This window comes from Glycomyces sp. TRM65418, assembly GCF_019710475.1.
In the GTDB taxonomy this organism is placed as follows: domain Bacteria; phylum Actinomycetota; class Actinomycetes; order Mycobacteriales; family Micromonosporaceae; genus Glycomyces.
Genome location: NZ_JAJFAX010000004.1, coordinates 378,722 through 394,410 on the forward strand (window position 1 = coordinate 378,722; position 15,689 = coordinate 394,410).

The 15,689-nt window shown below is 72.0% G+C and carries 12 protein-coding genes and 1 pseudogene; 9 read left to right on the top strand and 4 right to left on the bottom strand.

All coding sequences use genetic code 11. The features are described from left to right. Positions 1 to 236: 236 nt before the first annotated feature. Positions 237 to 2,063: a thioredoxin domain-containing protein gene (locus K3N28_RS12085; protein WP_228092780.1), complete on the bottom strand. Its 1,827-nt coding sequence runs from the start codon at positions 2,061 to 2,063 to the stop codon at positions 237 to 239. A 237-nt stretch (positions 2,064 to 2,300) separates the two neighbouring features. Here K3N28_RS12085 and K3N28_RS23540 point away from each other — a divergent pair. Further along, positions 2,301 to 2,771: pseudogene (locus K3N28_RS23540) on the top strand (DUF998 domain-containing protein); the annotation flags it as partial. Between the two features lie 78 nt (positions 2,772 to 2,849). Here K3N28_RS23540 and K3N28_RS12095 read toward each other — a convergent pair. The 3 genes from K3N28_RS12095 to K3N28_RS12105 form a co-directional block, all read right to left on the bottom strand. Continuing rightward, positions 2,850 to 3,467 carry a lytic transglycosylase domain-containing protein gene (locus K3N28_RS12095; RefSeq protein ID WP_228092782.1) on the bottom strand — a complete coding sequence of 206 codons (618 nt, stop codon included), beginning with the start codon at positions 3,465 to 3,467 and terminating at the stop codon, positions 2,850 to 2,852. A gap of 102 nt (positions 3,468 to 3,569) precedes the next feature. Continuing rightward, the gene (locus K3N28_RS12100) at positions 3,570 to 4,268 is read right to left on the bottom strand and encodes a lytic transglycosylase domain-containing protein (RefSeq protein WP_228092783.1); all 699 of its coding nucleotides are present in this window, start codon (positions 4,266 to 4,268) and stop codon (positions 3,570 to 3,572) included. Between the two features lie 69 nt (positions 4,269 to 4,337). Continuing rightward, positions 4,338 to 5,642 (bottom strand): PhoH family protein, encoded by a 1,305-nt coding sequence (locus K3N28_RS12105; protein WP_374209758.1) that lies wholly within the window; start codon positions 5,640 to 5,642, stop codon positions 4,338 to 4,340. Positions 5,643 to 5,859: 217 nt separating this feature from the next. On the opposite strand from K3N28_RS12105, the gene K3N28_RS12110 reads away from it, so the two are divergent. The 8 genes from K3N28_RS12110 to K3N28_RS12145 all read left to right on the top strand — a co-directional run bounded on the left by K3N28_RS12110 (position 5,860) and on the right by K3N28_RS12145 (position 15,689). Further along, positions 5,860 to 6,126: a hypothetical protein gene (locus tag K3N28_RS12110; RefSeq protein WP_228092785.1), complete on the top strand. Its 267-nt coding sequence runs from the start codon at positions 5,860 to 5,862 to the stop codon at positions 6,124 to 6,126. Positions 6,127 to 6,139: 13 nt separating this feature from the next. Then, positions 6,140 to 6,913 (top strand): hypothetical protein, encoded by a 774-nt coding sequence (locus K3N28_RS12115; RefSeq protein WP_228092786.1) that lies wholly within the window; start codon positions 6,140 to 6,142, stop codon positions 6,911 to 6,913. A gap of 2 nt (positions 6,914 to 6,915) precedes the next feature. Continuing rightward, positions 6,916 to 10,050 (top strand): FtsK/SpoIIIE domain-containing protein, encoded by a 3,135-nt coding sequence (locus tag K3N28_RS12120; protein ID WP_304608718.1) that lies wholly within the window; start codon positions 6,916 to 6,918, stop codon positions 10,048 to 10,050. Positions 10,051 to 10,059: 9 nt separating this feature from the next. Further along, positions 10,060 to 10,725, top strand: coding sequence for a hypothetical protein (locus tag K3N28_RS12125; RefSeq protein WP_228092787.1), 666 nt, complete (start codon positions 10,060 to 10,062; stop codon positions 10,723 to 10,725). A 112-nt stretch (positions 10,726 to 10,837) separates the two neighbouring features. Then, a complete protein-coding gene (locus K3N28_RS12130; RefSeq protein ID WP_228092788.1) occupies positions 10,838 to 11,392 on the top strand; it encodes a hypothetical protein in 555 nt (184 codons plus the stop codon). Between the two features lie 683 nt (positions 11,393 to 12,075). Further along, positions 12,076 to 13,905, top strand: coding sequence for a phosphoenolpyruvate carboxykinase (GTP) (locus K3N28_RS12135; RefSeq protein ID WP_374209759.1), 1,830 nt, complete (start codon positions 12,076 to 12,078; stop codon positions 13,903 to 13,905). 69 nt (positions 13,906 to 13,974) lie between these two features. Continuing rightward, positions 13,975 to 14,742, top strand: coding sequence for an isoprenyl transferase (locus K3N28_RS12140; protein ID WP_228092790.1), 768 nt, complete (start codon positions 13,975 to 13,977; stop codon positions 14,740 to 14,742). A gap of 407 nt (positions 14,743 to 15,149) precedes the next feature. Next, the gene (locus K3N28_RS12145) at positions 15,150 to 15,689 is read left to right on the top strand and encodes an RNA polymerase sigma factor (RefSeq protein WP_228092791.1); all 540 of its coding nucleotides are present in this window, start codon (positions 15,150 to 15,152) and stop codon (positions 15,687 to 15,689) included.

Here is a 15,689-nt window from a genome sequence, read left to right on the forward strand (position 1 = left end):
TTCGACCCGCAATGCGGTGCGGTGGCTCCATCGGCGATGCGAGTTTCGCGTGGCGGCCGAGTCCGGACTCGGCCGCCACGCGTGCCCCCATGGAGGCGGAGGCTCCTGCAGGGACCGCACGCGGGCGGCTTCCCGCGCGCGGCCTCGGTATGGCGACGTTCGCGAATCCCCTATGTCGCCGCCATCCCGCAAGAGCCAGATGGCTTTTTTGCTATCTACTACAACATGATCCGTAGTCAAGCGACAACAGCGAGTTTCCCTCCTGTGGATAACTCGGTGTGGCCTGTGGATAACTCCGTGCGCTGGGCTCGGACCAGGGCTTCCGCTGCGGCATGGAGGCCGGCGGTGAAGCGCGGGTTCGCGGCCATCACCGGCTCGGCGCGGGCCACCGCGCGCCAGGCGTCGTCCTTGTAGGTCTCATCGCCCGTGACCTGGTAGGCCTCCAGCATCGCGGCCGCCGCCAGCGCCCAGCCCGAGGCCGTCGGCCCGTCGTACACGTCCGCCGGGCGCGTCACCAGTGCCTCCGCGTCCGCCGCCGTGTCGTAGAAACCGCCCTGGAAATCGGTGAAGTGCTCGCGGATCTGCTCGATGAGGGCCTGCGCGCGCGCCGTCCACTCGCCGCCGAGGCGCAGGAACCCGAGCGCCACCGCCGCGTAGTCCTCCAGGATCCCTGGGGCCTCCGAGGCGATTCCGCCGAGCGAGGCCCGTGCCAGGCGGCCGTCCGCGCCGATGTGGACGCGGGCCAAGAAGCTGGCGGCGTTCTCCGCCGCCAGCAGCGAATCCCGGTGATTCGTGCGCGAGGCGTACTCCGCGAGCGCGGCGATCGTCAGGCCGTTCCAGGCCGCGACCACCTTGTCGTCGCGGGCGGGCTGCGGGCGCCCGCGCCGGGCCGCGAGCAGCCGGTGGCGCACCGCCGCCCAACGGGCGCTGTCGCGAGGGTCGCGCGGCAGTTCCAGGACGTTCGCGCCGTGCTCGAAGTTCGGGTTCCTCGGGTCGATGCCGAAGGCTTCCGCGGCCCACGCGGCGTCCTCACCCAGGACCGCCTCCAACTCCTGCATGGTCCACACGTAGGTGAGGCCCTCCACGCCGTCGGTGTCGGCGTCGAACGCCGCCGCGAACGCGCCCTCCTCGGTCGTGAAGCGCTCCAGCAGGAACGCCGCGGTCTCGTCGGCCACGCGGGCGAACAGCACGTCCTCGCCGTACAGGCGCGCATAGAGCCACAGGAGCTCGGCGTTGTCGTAGAGCATCTTCTCGAAGTGCGGCACCGTCCACTCCGCGTCCACGCTGTAGCGCGCGAAGCCGCCTTCGAGCTGGTCGTAGATGCCGCCGCGGGCCATCCGTTCGGCGCTGAGCCGCACATGGTCGAGCAGGGCGGCATCGCCGGTGCGCACGTACGCGTCGCACAGGAACCGCAGCGCCGGGACGCTCGGGAACTTGGGGGCGGAGCCGAATCCGCCGTTCACACCGTCCGCCGAAGCGAGCAGGGCCGCGGCGGCCGCGTCGAGCATCTCGGTGCGGACCGGCGGCGCGGGCGGGCACGGGCCGTCCAGGGGGCACGCGACCGTGACGTCGGCGAACGCCGGTCCGCCCTTGGCGCTGGCCTCGACGATCGCCGAACCCTGGTGGCGCAGCTCCTCGCGCTGGGTCGTCCACGCGGTGTGCACGGCGTCGAGCAGCCGCAGGAAATGGGTCTTGGGGAAGTAGGTGCCCGCGAAGAACGGGGTCCCGTCGGGGAACGCGAACACCGTCATCGGCCACCCGCCCTGCCCGGTGACCGCCATCGTCGCCTGCATGTAGACGGCGTCGAGGTCCGGTCGCTCCTCGCGGTCGACCTTGACGGGCACGAACCGGTCGTTGATCGCGTGCGCGACCGTGGTGTCCTCGAACGACTCGTGCGCCATCACATGGCACCAGTGGCACGTCGAGTACCCGATGGAGATGAGCAGTGGGACGTCGCGGCGGTCGGCCTCGGCCAGCGCCGCCGGGCCCCACTGTTTCCACGCCACCGGGTTGTCGGCGTGCTGACGCAGGTACGGGGAGAGTGCTCCAGCCAACTCGTTCACCCCTCAAGCCTCGCACACTCGGCGGGGCGGCGAGCGGGAGCGCGAAGGTAGGGCAGGCGGTACCACCGTCCGGGTGCTGTCTGGTGGAGGAATTCGGGTGCGCGCGTCACTGATTCCGGGGCCGGATTTCGCGAGGCTTTATGCATGATCATTCATGCGCCCCTTGGCGATAACGACACCCCCCTCAAGGGACTGACGACGGCCGGGTTCGCCGCGCTCGGCGCGGGCGTCGCCGCGATGGTCGTGCTGCACGCGACCTCGGGGCTCAATCCCGTCGAGGTCGTCATCAGCTTGCACCTCTACACCCCGCTCGGCTGGCTCCTGCCGGTCGCGCTCGTCCTCTTCGGGCTCGGCGCGTGCGCGTTCGCCGCGGTCGCGCGGCGGGTGGCGGCCCCCCGCTGGCTCAGCCCGATGCTTCTCGTCTGGGCGGGGTTCCTGGGTCTGGTCGCCTTGTTCCCGACCGACCCGCCGGGGCTGCCGGACGTCTCGCTGGTCTCGGCGATCCACCGGTATGCGGCGTTCTGCGCGTTCGCGACGATGGGCCTCATGGGCCTGGCGTTCGCGAAGTGGGCGCGGGGGAGCGAGTGCCCCGAGCGGGTGCGCCGGGCGGTCCTGGCGTGCAGCTGGGTCGCGATGGCGGCGCTCACGGCGTGCTCGGCCCCGTATGTGGCCGAGTGGTTCGGCGTGCCGCGTGAACCGGGCGCGTTCGCGGCGGGCCTGCTGCAGCGGACCACGGTGGGTTTCGAGCTGGTGGCGCTGGGGTTCGTCGGGGCCTGGCTCAAGGGCTCAGGAGAAGCCCTCGGCCTCGGAGTGCGCCCAGGCGTCGCAGGGGGTGTCGTACCGGTCCTCGATGTAGCCGAGGCCCCAGGTGATCGGGGTGACCGGGTTGGTGCGCCAGTCGTCGCCGACGCCGGACATCTGGTTCCCGGGGCAGGCCTGCGGGATGCCGTAGGCGCCGATCGAGTTCTCGGCGAGTGCGTTCCAACCGGATTCTTCGTCCCACAGCAGGTCCAGGCACGCGAACTGGTCGGGGCCGAATCCGGCGGCGAGCATCAGGGCGCAGCGGGTAGTCCGGTTCCCGGAGTGCTCGCCGCAGCGGGACGGGACGTCCACTGAGGTGGGTCGATCGGCGGCCGCCTCGGCTGCTTCGGCCGCCTGTCGGGCGGCCGATTCGGCTTCGTTCAGGCCGGTGGCCTGCTCGATCGGGGAGTCGGCGGGGGCCTCGGCCTTGACGGTGACGTCGGCGGTCTCGGGGAGGTAGTCGACGTGCCGGTGGCGGAATTCCTCGATCGCGGCTTCGGCCTGCTGTTCGGCGGCGGCGCGGCCGGGGTGCTGGGCGTCGAGTCCGGCGGGGTCGCCGGTGATCGCGGCGACGGCGGTGACCGCGCCGATGGCCGGCACCACGAGGGCGGCGATGCGGGCGCCGTAGCGGGTCGGATTCGGGACCTTGGGGACGGCTCCACTATGGCGCTGCCCGGCGCGGAGGCCGGGCAGCGTGGGAGTTCGTCAGTACCAGCCGACTTCTTCGGAGTGGTTCCAGGCTTCACAGGGGGTGCCGTAGCGGCCGGCGATGTAGCCCAGGCCCCATTTGATCTGGGTGACCGGGTTGGTCTCCCAGTCGTCGCCTTCGCTGGACATCTTGGAGCCGGGGAGGGCCTGGGGGATGCCGTAGGCGCCGATGCCGTTGGCGGCGTACTCGTTCCAGCCGGATTCGCGGTCCCAGAGGGCGACGAGGCAGCCGACCTGTTCGAGGTCGAAGCCGCGTTCCTGCGCGAGCGCGCAGCCGGTGGCCTTGTTGCCGGAGTACTCGCTGCAGCTGCCGGGGATGTCGACCGAGGTCGGGTTGGAGCTCCCGGCCGATTCCTCCTCTTCTTGCTGCTGGGCGGCTTCCTCGGCGGCCTGGTCGGCTTCCTCCTGGGCGCTGTCGAGGCCTTCGGCCTTGGTGAGCGCGTAGTCGGCGACGGCCTCGGCTTTGACGGTGACGTCGGCGCCGGCGGTCTCGGCGATGTAGTTGACGTGCCGGTAGCGGACTTCCTCGTACGCCTTCTCGGCCTCGGCCTGCTGTTCGGCGGCGGCGCGGCTGGGGTGCTGGGCGTCGAGTTCGGCGGGGTCGTCGGTCACGGCGTTGACGGCTATGACGGCCCCCAATGCGAGGACGAGCACGGCGGCGAGCTTCGCGCCGTAACGGGTCAGCAGTGGGATCATTCGCTCTACTCCTGTGTCCCGGGCGTCTGTCCACAGACGCCCGGGACACAGCATGCCAGAGCTTCCCGGTCAGCCTTCCAGCAGGTTGGTGACCATTTCCGCGATCTCCGAACGCTCACTGCGCGTAAGGGTCACGTGAGCGAACAGTGGGTGCCCCTTCAGCACGTCGATGACGCTCGCGACGCCGTCGTGGCGGCCCACTCGCAGGTTGTCGCGTTGGGCGACGTCGTGGGTGAGGACCACCTTGGAGCCCTGCCCGATGCGCGAGAGCACCGTCAGGAGCACCCCGCGTTCGAGCGACTGCGCCTCGTCGACGATGACGAACGCGTCGTGGAGGCTGCGGCCGCGGATGTGCGTGAGCGGCAGGACCTCCAGGAGCCCCCGTTCGAGCACTTCGGAGATGACGACGTCGTTGGTGACCGCTCCTAGCGTGTCGAACACGGCCTGGCCCCACGGGCTCATCTTCTCGCCCTCGCTGCCGGGCAGGTAGCCGAGCTGCTGGCCGCCGACGGCGTAGAGCGGGCGGAACACGATGACCTTTTTGAACAGTTCGCGTTCCAGGACCTGCTCGAGGCCGGCGCACAGCGCCATCGCGGACTTGCCGGTGCCGGCCTTGCCGCCGAGCGAGACGATCCCGATCTCCGGGTCGAGCAGGAGATCGAGCGCGACGCGCTGCTCGGCCGAGCGGCCGTGGACGCCGAAGGCGTCGCGGCCGCGGATGAGGCGGATCTGCTTGTCGACGGTGACCCGGCCCAGCGCTTTCGAGCTGTTGCCGGTGAGGACGAGCCCGGTGTGGCAGGGCAGGTCCAGGTCGTGGGGGAGGTCCGCCTCGCCGCCTTCGAAGAGCTGATCGATCACTTCGTCGGCGACGGCGAGCTCGGCCATGCCCGACCAGGTCGGATCCGCGGCCTGCCCGTGGCGGTACTCCTCGGTGGCGATGCCGACCGCGGAGGCCTTGACCCGCAGCGGCATGTCCTTGGTGACGAGGACCGCGTCAGCGCCTTCGAGCCAGAGGGCCCTGGTGACGGCGATGATGCGCGAGTCGTTCGTGTCGACGGCGAACCCGGCCGGCAGGCCGGAGGTGTCGACGTGGTTGAGCTCGACCCGGATGGAACCGCCGTGGTCGCCTATGGCGATCGGCTGGTCGAGGCGTCCGTGCCGGATGCGCAGTTCGTCGAGGCGCCTGAGGCACTCCCGGGCGAACCATCCCAGCTCGGGGTGGTGGCGTTTGGCTTCCAACTCGCTGATGACGACGAGTGGGATGACCACATGATGTTCGTCGAACCGTGAGAACGCTCCAGGGTCTGATAGCAGAACCGAGGTGTCGAGGACGTAAGTGCGTTGCACTGGCACGGTCGCCTCCCGGGTGTCGATGTGTGGGGGACAGCCTCGGCGAAGCCTGCGAGCCGTGGATCCGGCCCTTCCCCGTTGGTACTCACACTGTAGTTGGGAGGTACGTCACTTCGCTACCGTTAAATGCATCCAAGGCAACACTGGTGGTCACACGTCTATCGGAAATCCGACAAAGCAGACACGCCGCGTTGTCTGTCGATCACTGAAAGCGGGCGGATTCTCGGTGAGAATGAGGACCGTGTCAACCGTGAGCGTCGCCGAACTCAAGTCGGCCATCGCCGCCGCGCTCCAGCAGGTCCGCGACGGCCAGGCCGCCATCACCGCCGCCAGCCAGAACATCGAAGCCGCCCAGGGGAGCCTCACCGCCGTCACCGCAGGATCGGGCCACGACGCCGTCGCCACCGCCCAGGCCGCGCTCGCCCAGGCCGCCGCCGAACTCGAGCAGTCCCTGGCCGCGACGTTCGCGGCCGCCGAGCAGGCCGAGGCCTACGCCGCGACCCTCTAGAACGGAGACCCCTGTGGACGTCGCCGCGCTCGCCGGGCGCCTCAAAGCCCTGGCCGCCGACCTCCCCGCGCCCGCGCTCGACACCGCCGACCAGTGCTTCGAAGCCGCCCAGGCCGAACTCAAGGAGGCCTCGCGCGAGTCGAACGCCGAGATCGGGCTCCACCGGCTCGGCGCCGCCCGGGAACGCCTCGCCGCGGCGCGGACCCGGCTGAGCGAGGCCGCCACCGCGATCGACGACTACCTCGACGGCATCGGCGCCGGAGCCGCCGCCGCGCCCGTCACCGCCGCCGCGCCGAAGGGGAAGACCGGGCAGGCGCCGCCGGTCGACCCGCGGCAGTGGTGGACCGACCGGGTCAACGAGCTGTGCGACCGCACCGGCGCGGCCGACCCGCAGCGCGTCCCGCCGACCCGCCTGTTCAACGACCTGCTCAAGGCCGCCGGCGACGGCAACGCCGACGCCTACTGCAAGCGCCTGCGCGACGCCGGGCCCCAGACCGGCGTCAAACTGCCCGGCCTCGCCTGGCCGCTGGTGCGCAGCCTCGCGGCCGAGCACCTGGGGCGCACGCCCACGGCCCGCGACGTGCCCGCGCTGCGCGACAAATGCGCCGACAAGGTCCGCTCCCTCGTCCCGAATGCCGAACCCGACCACATCGGAGCGGCCCTCGCCTCGGCCTGCACGCTCGGGCGCGGCGGAGGCGAGGAGTCCGACGCGGCGCGCACCGCGGCGGTCGGCCCGGCGCTCGTCGCCGCACTGCACCGATTGAGCAAGACCGAGCGGAAGGCCTGACCATGAGCAGCTGGCGCCGACGACTGGTGGCGGCCATGGGCGACGAACTCGGACGCGCCCGCGGCGAGGCCCGGCACCTCGCCGAGCGCACCGCGGCCGACGCCGAGACCGAGCGCGCCGAGTCCGAGCGGACCATCGGCGACGCCGCTCGCAAGCAGCGGCAGCTGCGCGGCATCTACGAGAAGATGATCGCCACCCTCGAAGCCCGCAAGACCGCCGCCGTGCGCGACGCCCACGAAACGGCGACCGAGGCCGCGCAGACGGCCGCCCCGGCGGCAGCCGGTGCGCCGTGGCACGGCTGGCGCCCCGAATCCGCTCTTGGCCGGGGCCCCGCCCCGCTCCTGCGCGTCGGCCGGATCGCGGACAGCGATGCCGGCATCACGAGCGCCGACCGGGTGGCGGGCGGCGATGCCGGAAGTGCGGGCGCCGATCGGGCCGTGGGCAGCGGCGTCCGGGGAGCGAGCGACTGTCGGACGATCGGCGGCGAGGCCCGGACTCGGGGCGCGGAACGCGTTTCCGGCAATGGCTCCGGCCCAGGCCCCGGCTCCGGGAGCGGCCCGGGCCTCGGCTCCGGTCGCCACAGTGGGCTCGGCGGTGGTACCCCCGCCGAGGGCGGCTTCGGTTCGGAAGCGGGACGCGCCGCCGCTGCCGAGGATGCGGGCTCCTTCGTGGAGTCGGACTCGGCCGCCGCCGACTCCTCTGAGATCGCCTGCACCGCAACCGAGGCCGCCAGTACTGTGGCCGCCGGCACTGTTGCCGCTGATCGTGGTCGGATCGGCATCGACGCCGTCGACTCCTCCTCTCCCGCTCGGATCGATGCCGGTGATGCGAGTGTGACAGAGGGGTACGACAATCCGGAGCGCTCCGTGACCGCTATCTCACTCCCTGCGTTGGTGCCGTTCCTCGACCGCGCCCATCTGCGCATCGATACCGAAGCGGCCCATGCGCTTCCCGGGCTGCTGCTGCGTGCCGTCGGATCGGTCCCCGCGGGGCTCGTTCGGCTCCACGTCTACGACCCCGAACACCTCGGAGGGTCCCTGTCGGCGTTCGCCGCGCTCGGAAAGGCCGGCCTGCTGTCGTTCGTCGGGCCCTCCGGGCTCCGTGAAGTGCTCGACTCCCTGGTCGAGACCGTCCGGCGCGTCAACGCCGACGTGCTCGCCGGCGAGCACGCCTCCCTCGCCGACCTCGCCGCCGCCACCGGCCGCCGCCCCGAACCCTGGCGGGTCCTCGTGCTCCTCAACGCCGACCTCGCCTCCTGGCCCGCCCGCGACCAGGCCCAGCTCGCCCGCCTGCGCCGCACCGGCGTCGCCGCCGGCGTCCACCTCGTCATCGTCGGCGACGACACCGCCGGGCCCGCCGACCTGCCCCGCCTCACCGCCACCGCCTACACCGGACTCCGCGGCCCCCGGAACGACGCCGCCGCCCTCGAACTCGACGGACCCCCGCCCTCGTCGACGATCACCAACGCCGCCAAGGCCGTCGCCGAGAAGCACCGCGCCGGACGGGAGCCCGCCCGGCTCGTCGACCTCCTCCCGCAACGCCTCTGGTCCGCCTCCTCCGCCTCGGGCCTGCAAGCCGGCGTCGGCGAGACCTCCGCCGGCGACCTCGCCGAACTCAGCCTCGGCGACAACCCGCCCCACGCCCTCGTCGGCGGCCCCTCCGGCTCCGGCAAGACCAACCTCCTCTACGCCTGGATCGCCGGGCTCGCCTCCAACTACAGCCCCGACGAACTCGCGCTCTACCTCCTCGATTTCAAAGAGGGCGTCTCCTTCGCGCGCTTCGCCGCCGGCCGCCGCGACCCCAGCTGGCTCCCGCACGTGCGCCTCGTCGGCGTCAACATCAACGACGACCGCGAATTCGGCCTCGCGCTCCTGCGCCACCTCAAGGCCGAACTGCGCCGCCGAGCCGAGGCCGCCAAAGCCCACGAGGCCACCAAGCTCGAAGAGCTCCGCGCCGCCGACCCCGGAGGCCACTGGCCCCGCATCGTCGCCGTCGTGGACGAATTCCAGGTCCTCCTGGAGGCGCGCGACGCCGTCACCGACGAGGCCGTGCAGCTCCTCGAAGACCTCGCCCGCCGCGGCCGCAGCCAAGGCATCCACCTCGTCCTCGCCTCGCAGGACGTCGCCGGCATCGAAGCCCTCTGGGGCCGCCCGAGCCTCGTCGCCCAGTTCACGCTCCGCATCGCCCTGCCCAAGGCCCGCCGGGTCCTCGCCGAGAACAACCACGCCGCCGACACCGTCGCCCGCTTCCACGCCGTCGTCAACGACGAATCCGGCCACACCGGCGCCAACCGGACCGTGGCGCTCCCCAACGCCGGGCACGCCGACGCATGGGAACCGCTCCAGAAGCGCCTCTGGGAGGCCCGCCCCGCCGGCAACGAGCCGCCCGCGCTCTTCGACGGCGACCACGTGCCCGACCTCCACGACACCGCCCCGCCTCCCGAGACCGCCTTCCTCGGCCAGACCATCGACGTCGCCGCCCGCGGCGCCGCCTTCGCGCTCCACCGCGCCCCCGGACGCAACCTCGCCGTCCTCGGCACCCGAGCCGGCGAGGCCGCCGACATCCTCGCCGCCGCCGCCCTCACCGCGGCCCGCGGCCAGCGCATCGGCGTCGACCTCTGCTGCCTCGAACCCGACGCCGCCTCGTCCGCGCTCGCCCTCGCCGCCGCGCTCGAAGCCGAAGGCGCCGACGTCGACTGGCACGACGACCTCGCCTCCGTCGGCAAGGCCTGGGAGCAGCGCTGCGACGGCACGCTCCGGCTCAACCTGGTCTACGCCGTCGACGCCGGCACCGCGCGCCTCGACGCGGCCGGCGCCGCCCGGCTCCGGTCCATGCTCATCGACGGGCCCGAACACCACCTCCACACCCTCGGCTGGTGGCGATCGGTGCCGCGCCTGCGCGAGGACCTCGGCGGGTTCTCGGCGCGCTTCGACGCCGTCGACGCCTGGCTCGCCCTCGACGTCCAAGGGCCCGAACTGGCCCCGCTCTCGCCCGCGAGCGGCGGCCCCGCCTGGTACCCGCGGGTCCGGCGCGGCCTCTATTTCGACCGCGCCCGCCACCGCGCCCCGCAGGTCGTCATCCCCTATCGGACGACCGCGCTGCTGCCGAAGCCCGAGGCCGTCCTCGACCTGCCGTGAAGGGGTGCCATGCCGACCGATGCCGACTACACGACCGCCGTCGCCGCCTACCTGAAGGAACGCGCCGACGCCGAGGCCGAGATCCGCGCCGCCGTCGCCGCGTACCGGTCCGAGTCCGCGCGGCTCGCCGCCTCCGTGGAGGCCGCCCGCACCGCCCGCGACGCGGCCGAGCGTGCCGCCGCGGACGCCGCGGCCCTCGTCGCCGAGACCGACACGAGGGTGGCCGTGCTCTGGCGGGCCCTCGGCGACGTCGTGGGCCACCGCCGCACCGGCCCGACGCCGTCCGCGGGGGAGCCAGACCCGGGCCCCGACGCCGAGCGCGTGCGCGCCCGGCTCGAACGCTCGGGGCGGCTCCTCGAACTCGCCCGGCAGGGTGAACTGCCGATCGACGCGCCCCGCCACACCGAGCTGACGGCCGCCGCCATCGGGCTGTGCGGCGGCGCGCTCGCGGTGTACCTCGCCCTGCGCCTGCTCTGGAGCGGCGCGTTCCCGTTCGCCGAGGCCCTGGCCGCGCTCACCATGTTCCTGGGGATCGCGGCCGGCCCGATCGCGCTGGGGATGTGGCTGTCCTGGCAGTACCGGGTGCGCCCGCGGCCCGGGCAGACGATCGCGTGCGTGGGCGCGGCGGTGTTCGCGGTGTGCGCGTTGGCGGGCCTGTTCATGCAGGGCCTGTGAACGCCGGCCGCCGGCAGTCGGCGGGTCCGGCCGAGCGGGCGGGCCCTCGAGTGATGCGGTTGACGCGATGGGGTACACCTGATGCGTCAACGAAACGTGAGGAGTCCCGTCAATGGCCGCCAACGACGACACCGGCTCGTGGCACTACGGCCCCCTGCCGTCCACTGACGACGCCCCCGCCTGGATCTACGGGATCGTCCCGGACGGCTGGATCTCCGGGCTCCCGGAGGTCACGGTCGACCGCGACGAGATGATCATCATCTGTCCGCTGCCGACCCCCGACCACCCGGCCGACGCCACCGAGTCCGACCGCGCCGCGACCGAGGAGGGCCGCATCTCCCGCTTCCGGGAGGCCACCCGCGACATGCGGGTGCAGATCGCGCAGCAGCTCCAGTACCGGTACCACCGGCAGGCGTCGTGGGGGGCGCGCTGCGGGTCGACCACGATGGTCTTCACGCACCAGTCCGTGCCGGTGACCACGCGGCTGCGCCAGCCCGAGCGGCTCGTGCTCGACACGCTCGTCGGCTCGGGCGTGGCCGCTTCCCGATCGGACGCGCTCGCGTGGTGCGTGCGCCTGGTCGAGCAGCACGCGGAGGACTGGCTCAAGGAACTGCGCGAGGCGATGGTCAGCGTCGACGAGCTGCGCCGCCGCGGACCGGCCGTATAGACGCGACGGCGAGAGGCGGGGCGCGATGCGCTCCGCCTTCGTCGTCTCCTCCCGGCGCCGCGGCCGCGATTCGAGGACCGCGGCCCTCTCGCCGCGCGCTCACCTGAGCAGCAGGTACAGGACGACGCCCAGCGCGATCGCGAGTGCGACCGCGACGCCGACGGTCGCGCCCTTCGCGCGGCTCTGATGCGGTTCCGGTTCACGGTGCGCCATCGACGTCTCCAACGCTTCGACACTCGGGAGCGGCTGCTGCAGACCTGCATCTTCGCCCAAGACGCCCCGCGCCGCGGCGATTCGCGTCAAACTGAGCAGACGCACGACTGAAACCGACTCGGATCGCGAGCTAACGCGCTCGTTTCATGATCGAAACCGATCACATTAGTTGCGAGTGTGGGTCGAATTGACTCGACCGCGCACAGTGGTGCTCGGTCGCGCGGAAAGTGCAAGTAGTTGTGCTCGTTTCGAGCTTGAACGAGCACATTAGGGGAATCCCTACACGGAGTACCAGTTCAACACCGGTTCAACCGCGCACGAGACCCCGCGGGTTCGCGCCGCGTCACGTAGCGTCCGAAGGACCGGTCCCGGCCGGAGCGTCCGAGCCCGGCCGCCACGGCGCTCGCGAGCCGCCACAAGCGGCCGCCGCACGCCGTGCAGAGAACAGCACCGAAGGAGCCACCGTGAGCATCGAAGTCTCCACCGCCGAACCCGCCGTCGGACTCACCGACCCGCCCACCCGCCACCACAGGCTCCTCGCCTGGGTCGGCGAGGTGGCCGAGCTGACGAACCCCGACCAGATCGTGTGGTGCGACGGCAGCCCCGCCGAATGGGAGCGCCTGACCGCCGAGCTCGTCGCGTTCGGCACCCTCGTCCCGGTCCCCGCCAAGCCGGACTCGTTCCTCGCCCGCACCGACCCGAGCGACGTCGCCCGCGTCGAGGAGCGCACCTTCATCTGCTCGGTCGACCCCGAGGACGCCGGCCCCACCAACAACTGGACCGCGCCCGACTACATGCGCGAGACCATGACCGGCCTCTACCGCGGCTCCATGCGCGGGCGCACCATGTACGTCGTCCCCTTCTGCATGGGCTCGCTCGAGGCCGAGCCCCCCATGTTCGGCGTCGAACTCACCGACTCCGCCTATGTGGCGGCCTCCATGCACATCATGACCCGCATGGGCACCGGCGTGCTCGAGGCGATGGGCAAGGACGCCGACTTCGTCAAGTGCCTCCACTCCGTCGGCGCGCCCCTCGCGCCCGGCCAGGCCGACGTGCCGTGGCCGTGCAACGAGACCAAGTACATCTCGCACTTCCCCGCCGACCGCGAGATCTGGTCCTACGGGTCCGGCTACGGCGGCAACTCGCTGCTGGGCAAGAAGTGCTACGCCCTGCGCATCGCCTCCGCGATCGGCCGCGACGAGGGCTGGCTCGCCGAGCACATGCTCATCCTGCGCCTGACCAGCCCCGAAGGGAAGGTCTACCACGTGACCGGGGCGTTCCCCTCGGCGTGCGGCAAGACCAACCTCGCCATGCTCGAACCGACGATCCCGGGCTGGAAGGTCGAGACCCTCGGCGACGACATCGCCTGGCTCCGCTTCGGCGAGGACGGGCGCCTGTGGGCCTCCAACCCCGAGTACGGCTTCTTCGGCGTCGCTCCCGGCACCGACTACAGGACCAACCCGAACGCCATGCGCACCATCGCGAAGGGCCACACCCTCTTCACGAACGTCGCGCTCACCGACGACGGCGACGTCTGGTGGGAGGGCATGGGGGAGGCCCCCGACCACGCGATCGACTGGAAGGGCCGCGACTGGACCCCCGACTCGGAGGAGCCCTCCAGCCACCCGAACAGCCGGTTCTGCACGCCCATCAAGCAGTGCCCGGTGCTCGCCGAGCAGTACGACGACCCGCGCGGCGTCCCGATCGACGCGATCCTCTTCGGCGGCCGCCGCGCCACCACGATCCCGCTGATCACGCAGGCCCGCGACTGGGTCCACGGCGTCTACATGGGCGCCACCCTCTCCTCGGAGACCACCGCCGCGGCCGCCGGCAAGGTGGGCGTGGTCCGGCGCGACCCGATGGCGATGCTGCCGTTCATCGGCTACAACGCCGCCGACTACTTCGGCCACTGGATCGAGATGGGCAAGTCCGCCGCCGACGAGGCGCTCATGCCCCAGGTCTTCTACGTCAACTGGTTCCGCCGCTCCGACGACGGCCGCTTCCTGTGGCCCGGGTTCGGTGAGAACGCCCGCGTCCTCAAATGGGTGGTCGAGCGCCTCGAAGGCCGCGGCGAGGCCGTCGAGACCCCGATCGGGTACTGCCCGACGCCCGAGGCCATCGACATCGAGGGCCTCACGCTGAGCAAGGCCGACATGGAGGACGCCCTGCGCGTCGACCGCGACGAGTGGGCCGAGGAGATCCCCCTCGTCGAGAGCTGGTTCGCCCGCTTCGGCGACCGGCTCCCCACGGTCCTCTGGAGCGAGCTCGACGCGCTCAAGCAGCGCCTCGACCTGCCCTAGCGGGCGGCGAGCGGCCCGGACGCCGCGAAGCGTGCGGGCCGCATTCTCGTGAGCCTACAATTGCGGGTTGTGGCGATCTCGAACCTGCTTTACCGGATCTACGAGCGTCGGCTCGCGCGCGAGCTGACCGGTCAGCCGCTGCCCCGGCACATCGGCGTCATGGTCGACGGCAACCGTCGCTGGGCGCGCGACATGGGCCTCACCGACCCCAACGACGGCCACCGCGCCGGCGCGAAGCACATCGAGCGCTTCCTCGGCTGGTGCGAGGAACTGGGCGTCGAGCACGTCACCATCTGGCTCCTCTCGACCGAGAACCTCTCGCGCCCCAAAGCGCAGCTCGACCCGCTCCTCGACATCATCGACGAACTCGCGAACGAACTGGCCGAGGACGACCAGCCCTGGCAGCTGCGCATGGTCGGCGCACTCGACCTCCTCCCCGAGGAGCACCAGGCCGCGCTCAAAGGCGCGCAGCAGCGCACCGCCGACAAGCGCGGCATGCGGGTCAACCTGGCCGTCTGCTACGGAGGGCAGCGCGAGATCGCCGACGCCGTGCGCTCCTTCATGCTCGAGCAGGCCGCCACGGGCGCGAGCCTCGAAGAGGTCGCCGAGGCCATCGACGCCGACGCGATCGCCCGCCACCTCTACATGACCGGGCAGCCCGACCCCGACCTCGTCATCCGCACCAGCGGGGAGCAGCGCCTCTCCGGCTTCCTGCTGTGGCAGTCGGCGTACTCCGAGTTCTACTTCTGCGACTCCAACTGGCCCGACTTCCGCCGCGTCGACTTCCTGCGCGCCGTCCGCTCCTTCGCCTTCCGCGACCGCCGCTACGGCAAGTGACCCCCTGAAGAGAACCCGAACGGGTCGGGACGGCCCGGCGCCCCGTTCGCGAGTGCCGGTCCGAGCTGGTCGAGCCGGACGACCATGGCGACGTGGCGGGGAGCGCGCCGAAGGCGGAACCTGGCCGGACGGCCGGCCTGGTGCACGTGCCGTTCCGCCGACTGGCTCGGGTCAGCGCCCCTGCGAACTCCGGCTCGCGGGGGCTTCGCCGTCTCCTCTGGCACGGCATGGGCGACTGCGGCAGGGTCTCGTGCGGGGCCGGCGCACCCGCCGGCCCCTGCTCGCCGCGGCTTCCGATCGGCTGTGAACCAGAACTCAACGGGTGGGTGCGTTGGTTCGGGCGTCACCCTCGTGTACCTATCGAGTCCCGACACGGACGAGTCCCGCACCCGACCCGAGGAGCCCCCATGCCGTCGACCCGCGACGCCAGCCCACCCGCGGTGGAGTCCCGGCCCGCGAAACCCCGCCGCCACCCCGAGTTCGACGAGTTCTACGCCGCGCACGTCCGCTCCATCACCGCCCAGATCTACGCCTACACCGGGAACCTGACCGAAGCCGAGGACCTGGTCGCCGAGGCCTTCTGCCGGGCGCTCGCCCGCTGGAAGCAGCTGAGCGCCTACGAGAACCCCGGCGGGTGGGTGCGCCGCGTCGCCTGGAACCTCGCCACCAGCCAGTTCCGCAGGCGCGGCGTCGTCCAGCGGTTCCTCCGGCGGCACCGTGAAGAACCGGTCGAGGGCCCCGGACCCGACCGCATCGACCTCGCCCAGGCCCTCGCCCGCCTGAGCGACACCCACCGCCGAGCCGTGATCCTGCGCTACATGGCGCAGATGACCTCCGGCGAGATCGCCGAACTCGAGGGCGTACCCGAATCCACCGTCAGGTCCTGGCTCAGCCGCGGGAAAGCCGCCCTGGCCGGCCACCTCCGCATCGAAGACGAGGAGCAGTAA

What these genes read in the sequence shown, in the direction of transcription:
- K3N28_RS12100 (WP_228092783.1), bottom strand. Translation starts at nt 4,268, where the DNA reads ATGATCCCACTGCTGACCCGTTACGGCGCGAAGCTCGCCGCCGTGCTC.
- K3N28_RS12120 (WP_304608718.1), top strand. Translation starts at nt 6,916, where the DNA reads ATGAGCAGCTGGCGCCGACGACTGGTGGCGGCCATGGGCGACGAACTC.
- K3N28_RS12125 (WP_228092787.1), top strand. Translation starts at nt 10,060, where the DNA reads ATGCCGACCGATGCCGACTACACGACCGCCGTCGCCGCCTACCTGAAG.
- K3N28_RS12130 (WP_228092788.1), top strand. Translation starts at nt 10,838, where the DNA reads ATGGCCGCCAACGACGACACCGGCTCGTGGCACTACGGCCCCCTGCCG.
- K3N28_RS12145 (WP_228092791.1), top strand. Translation starts at nt 15,150, where the DNA reads ATGCCGTCGACCCGCGACGCCAGCCCACCCGCGGTGGAGTCCCGGCCC.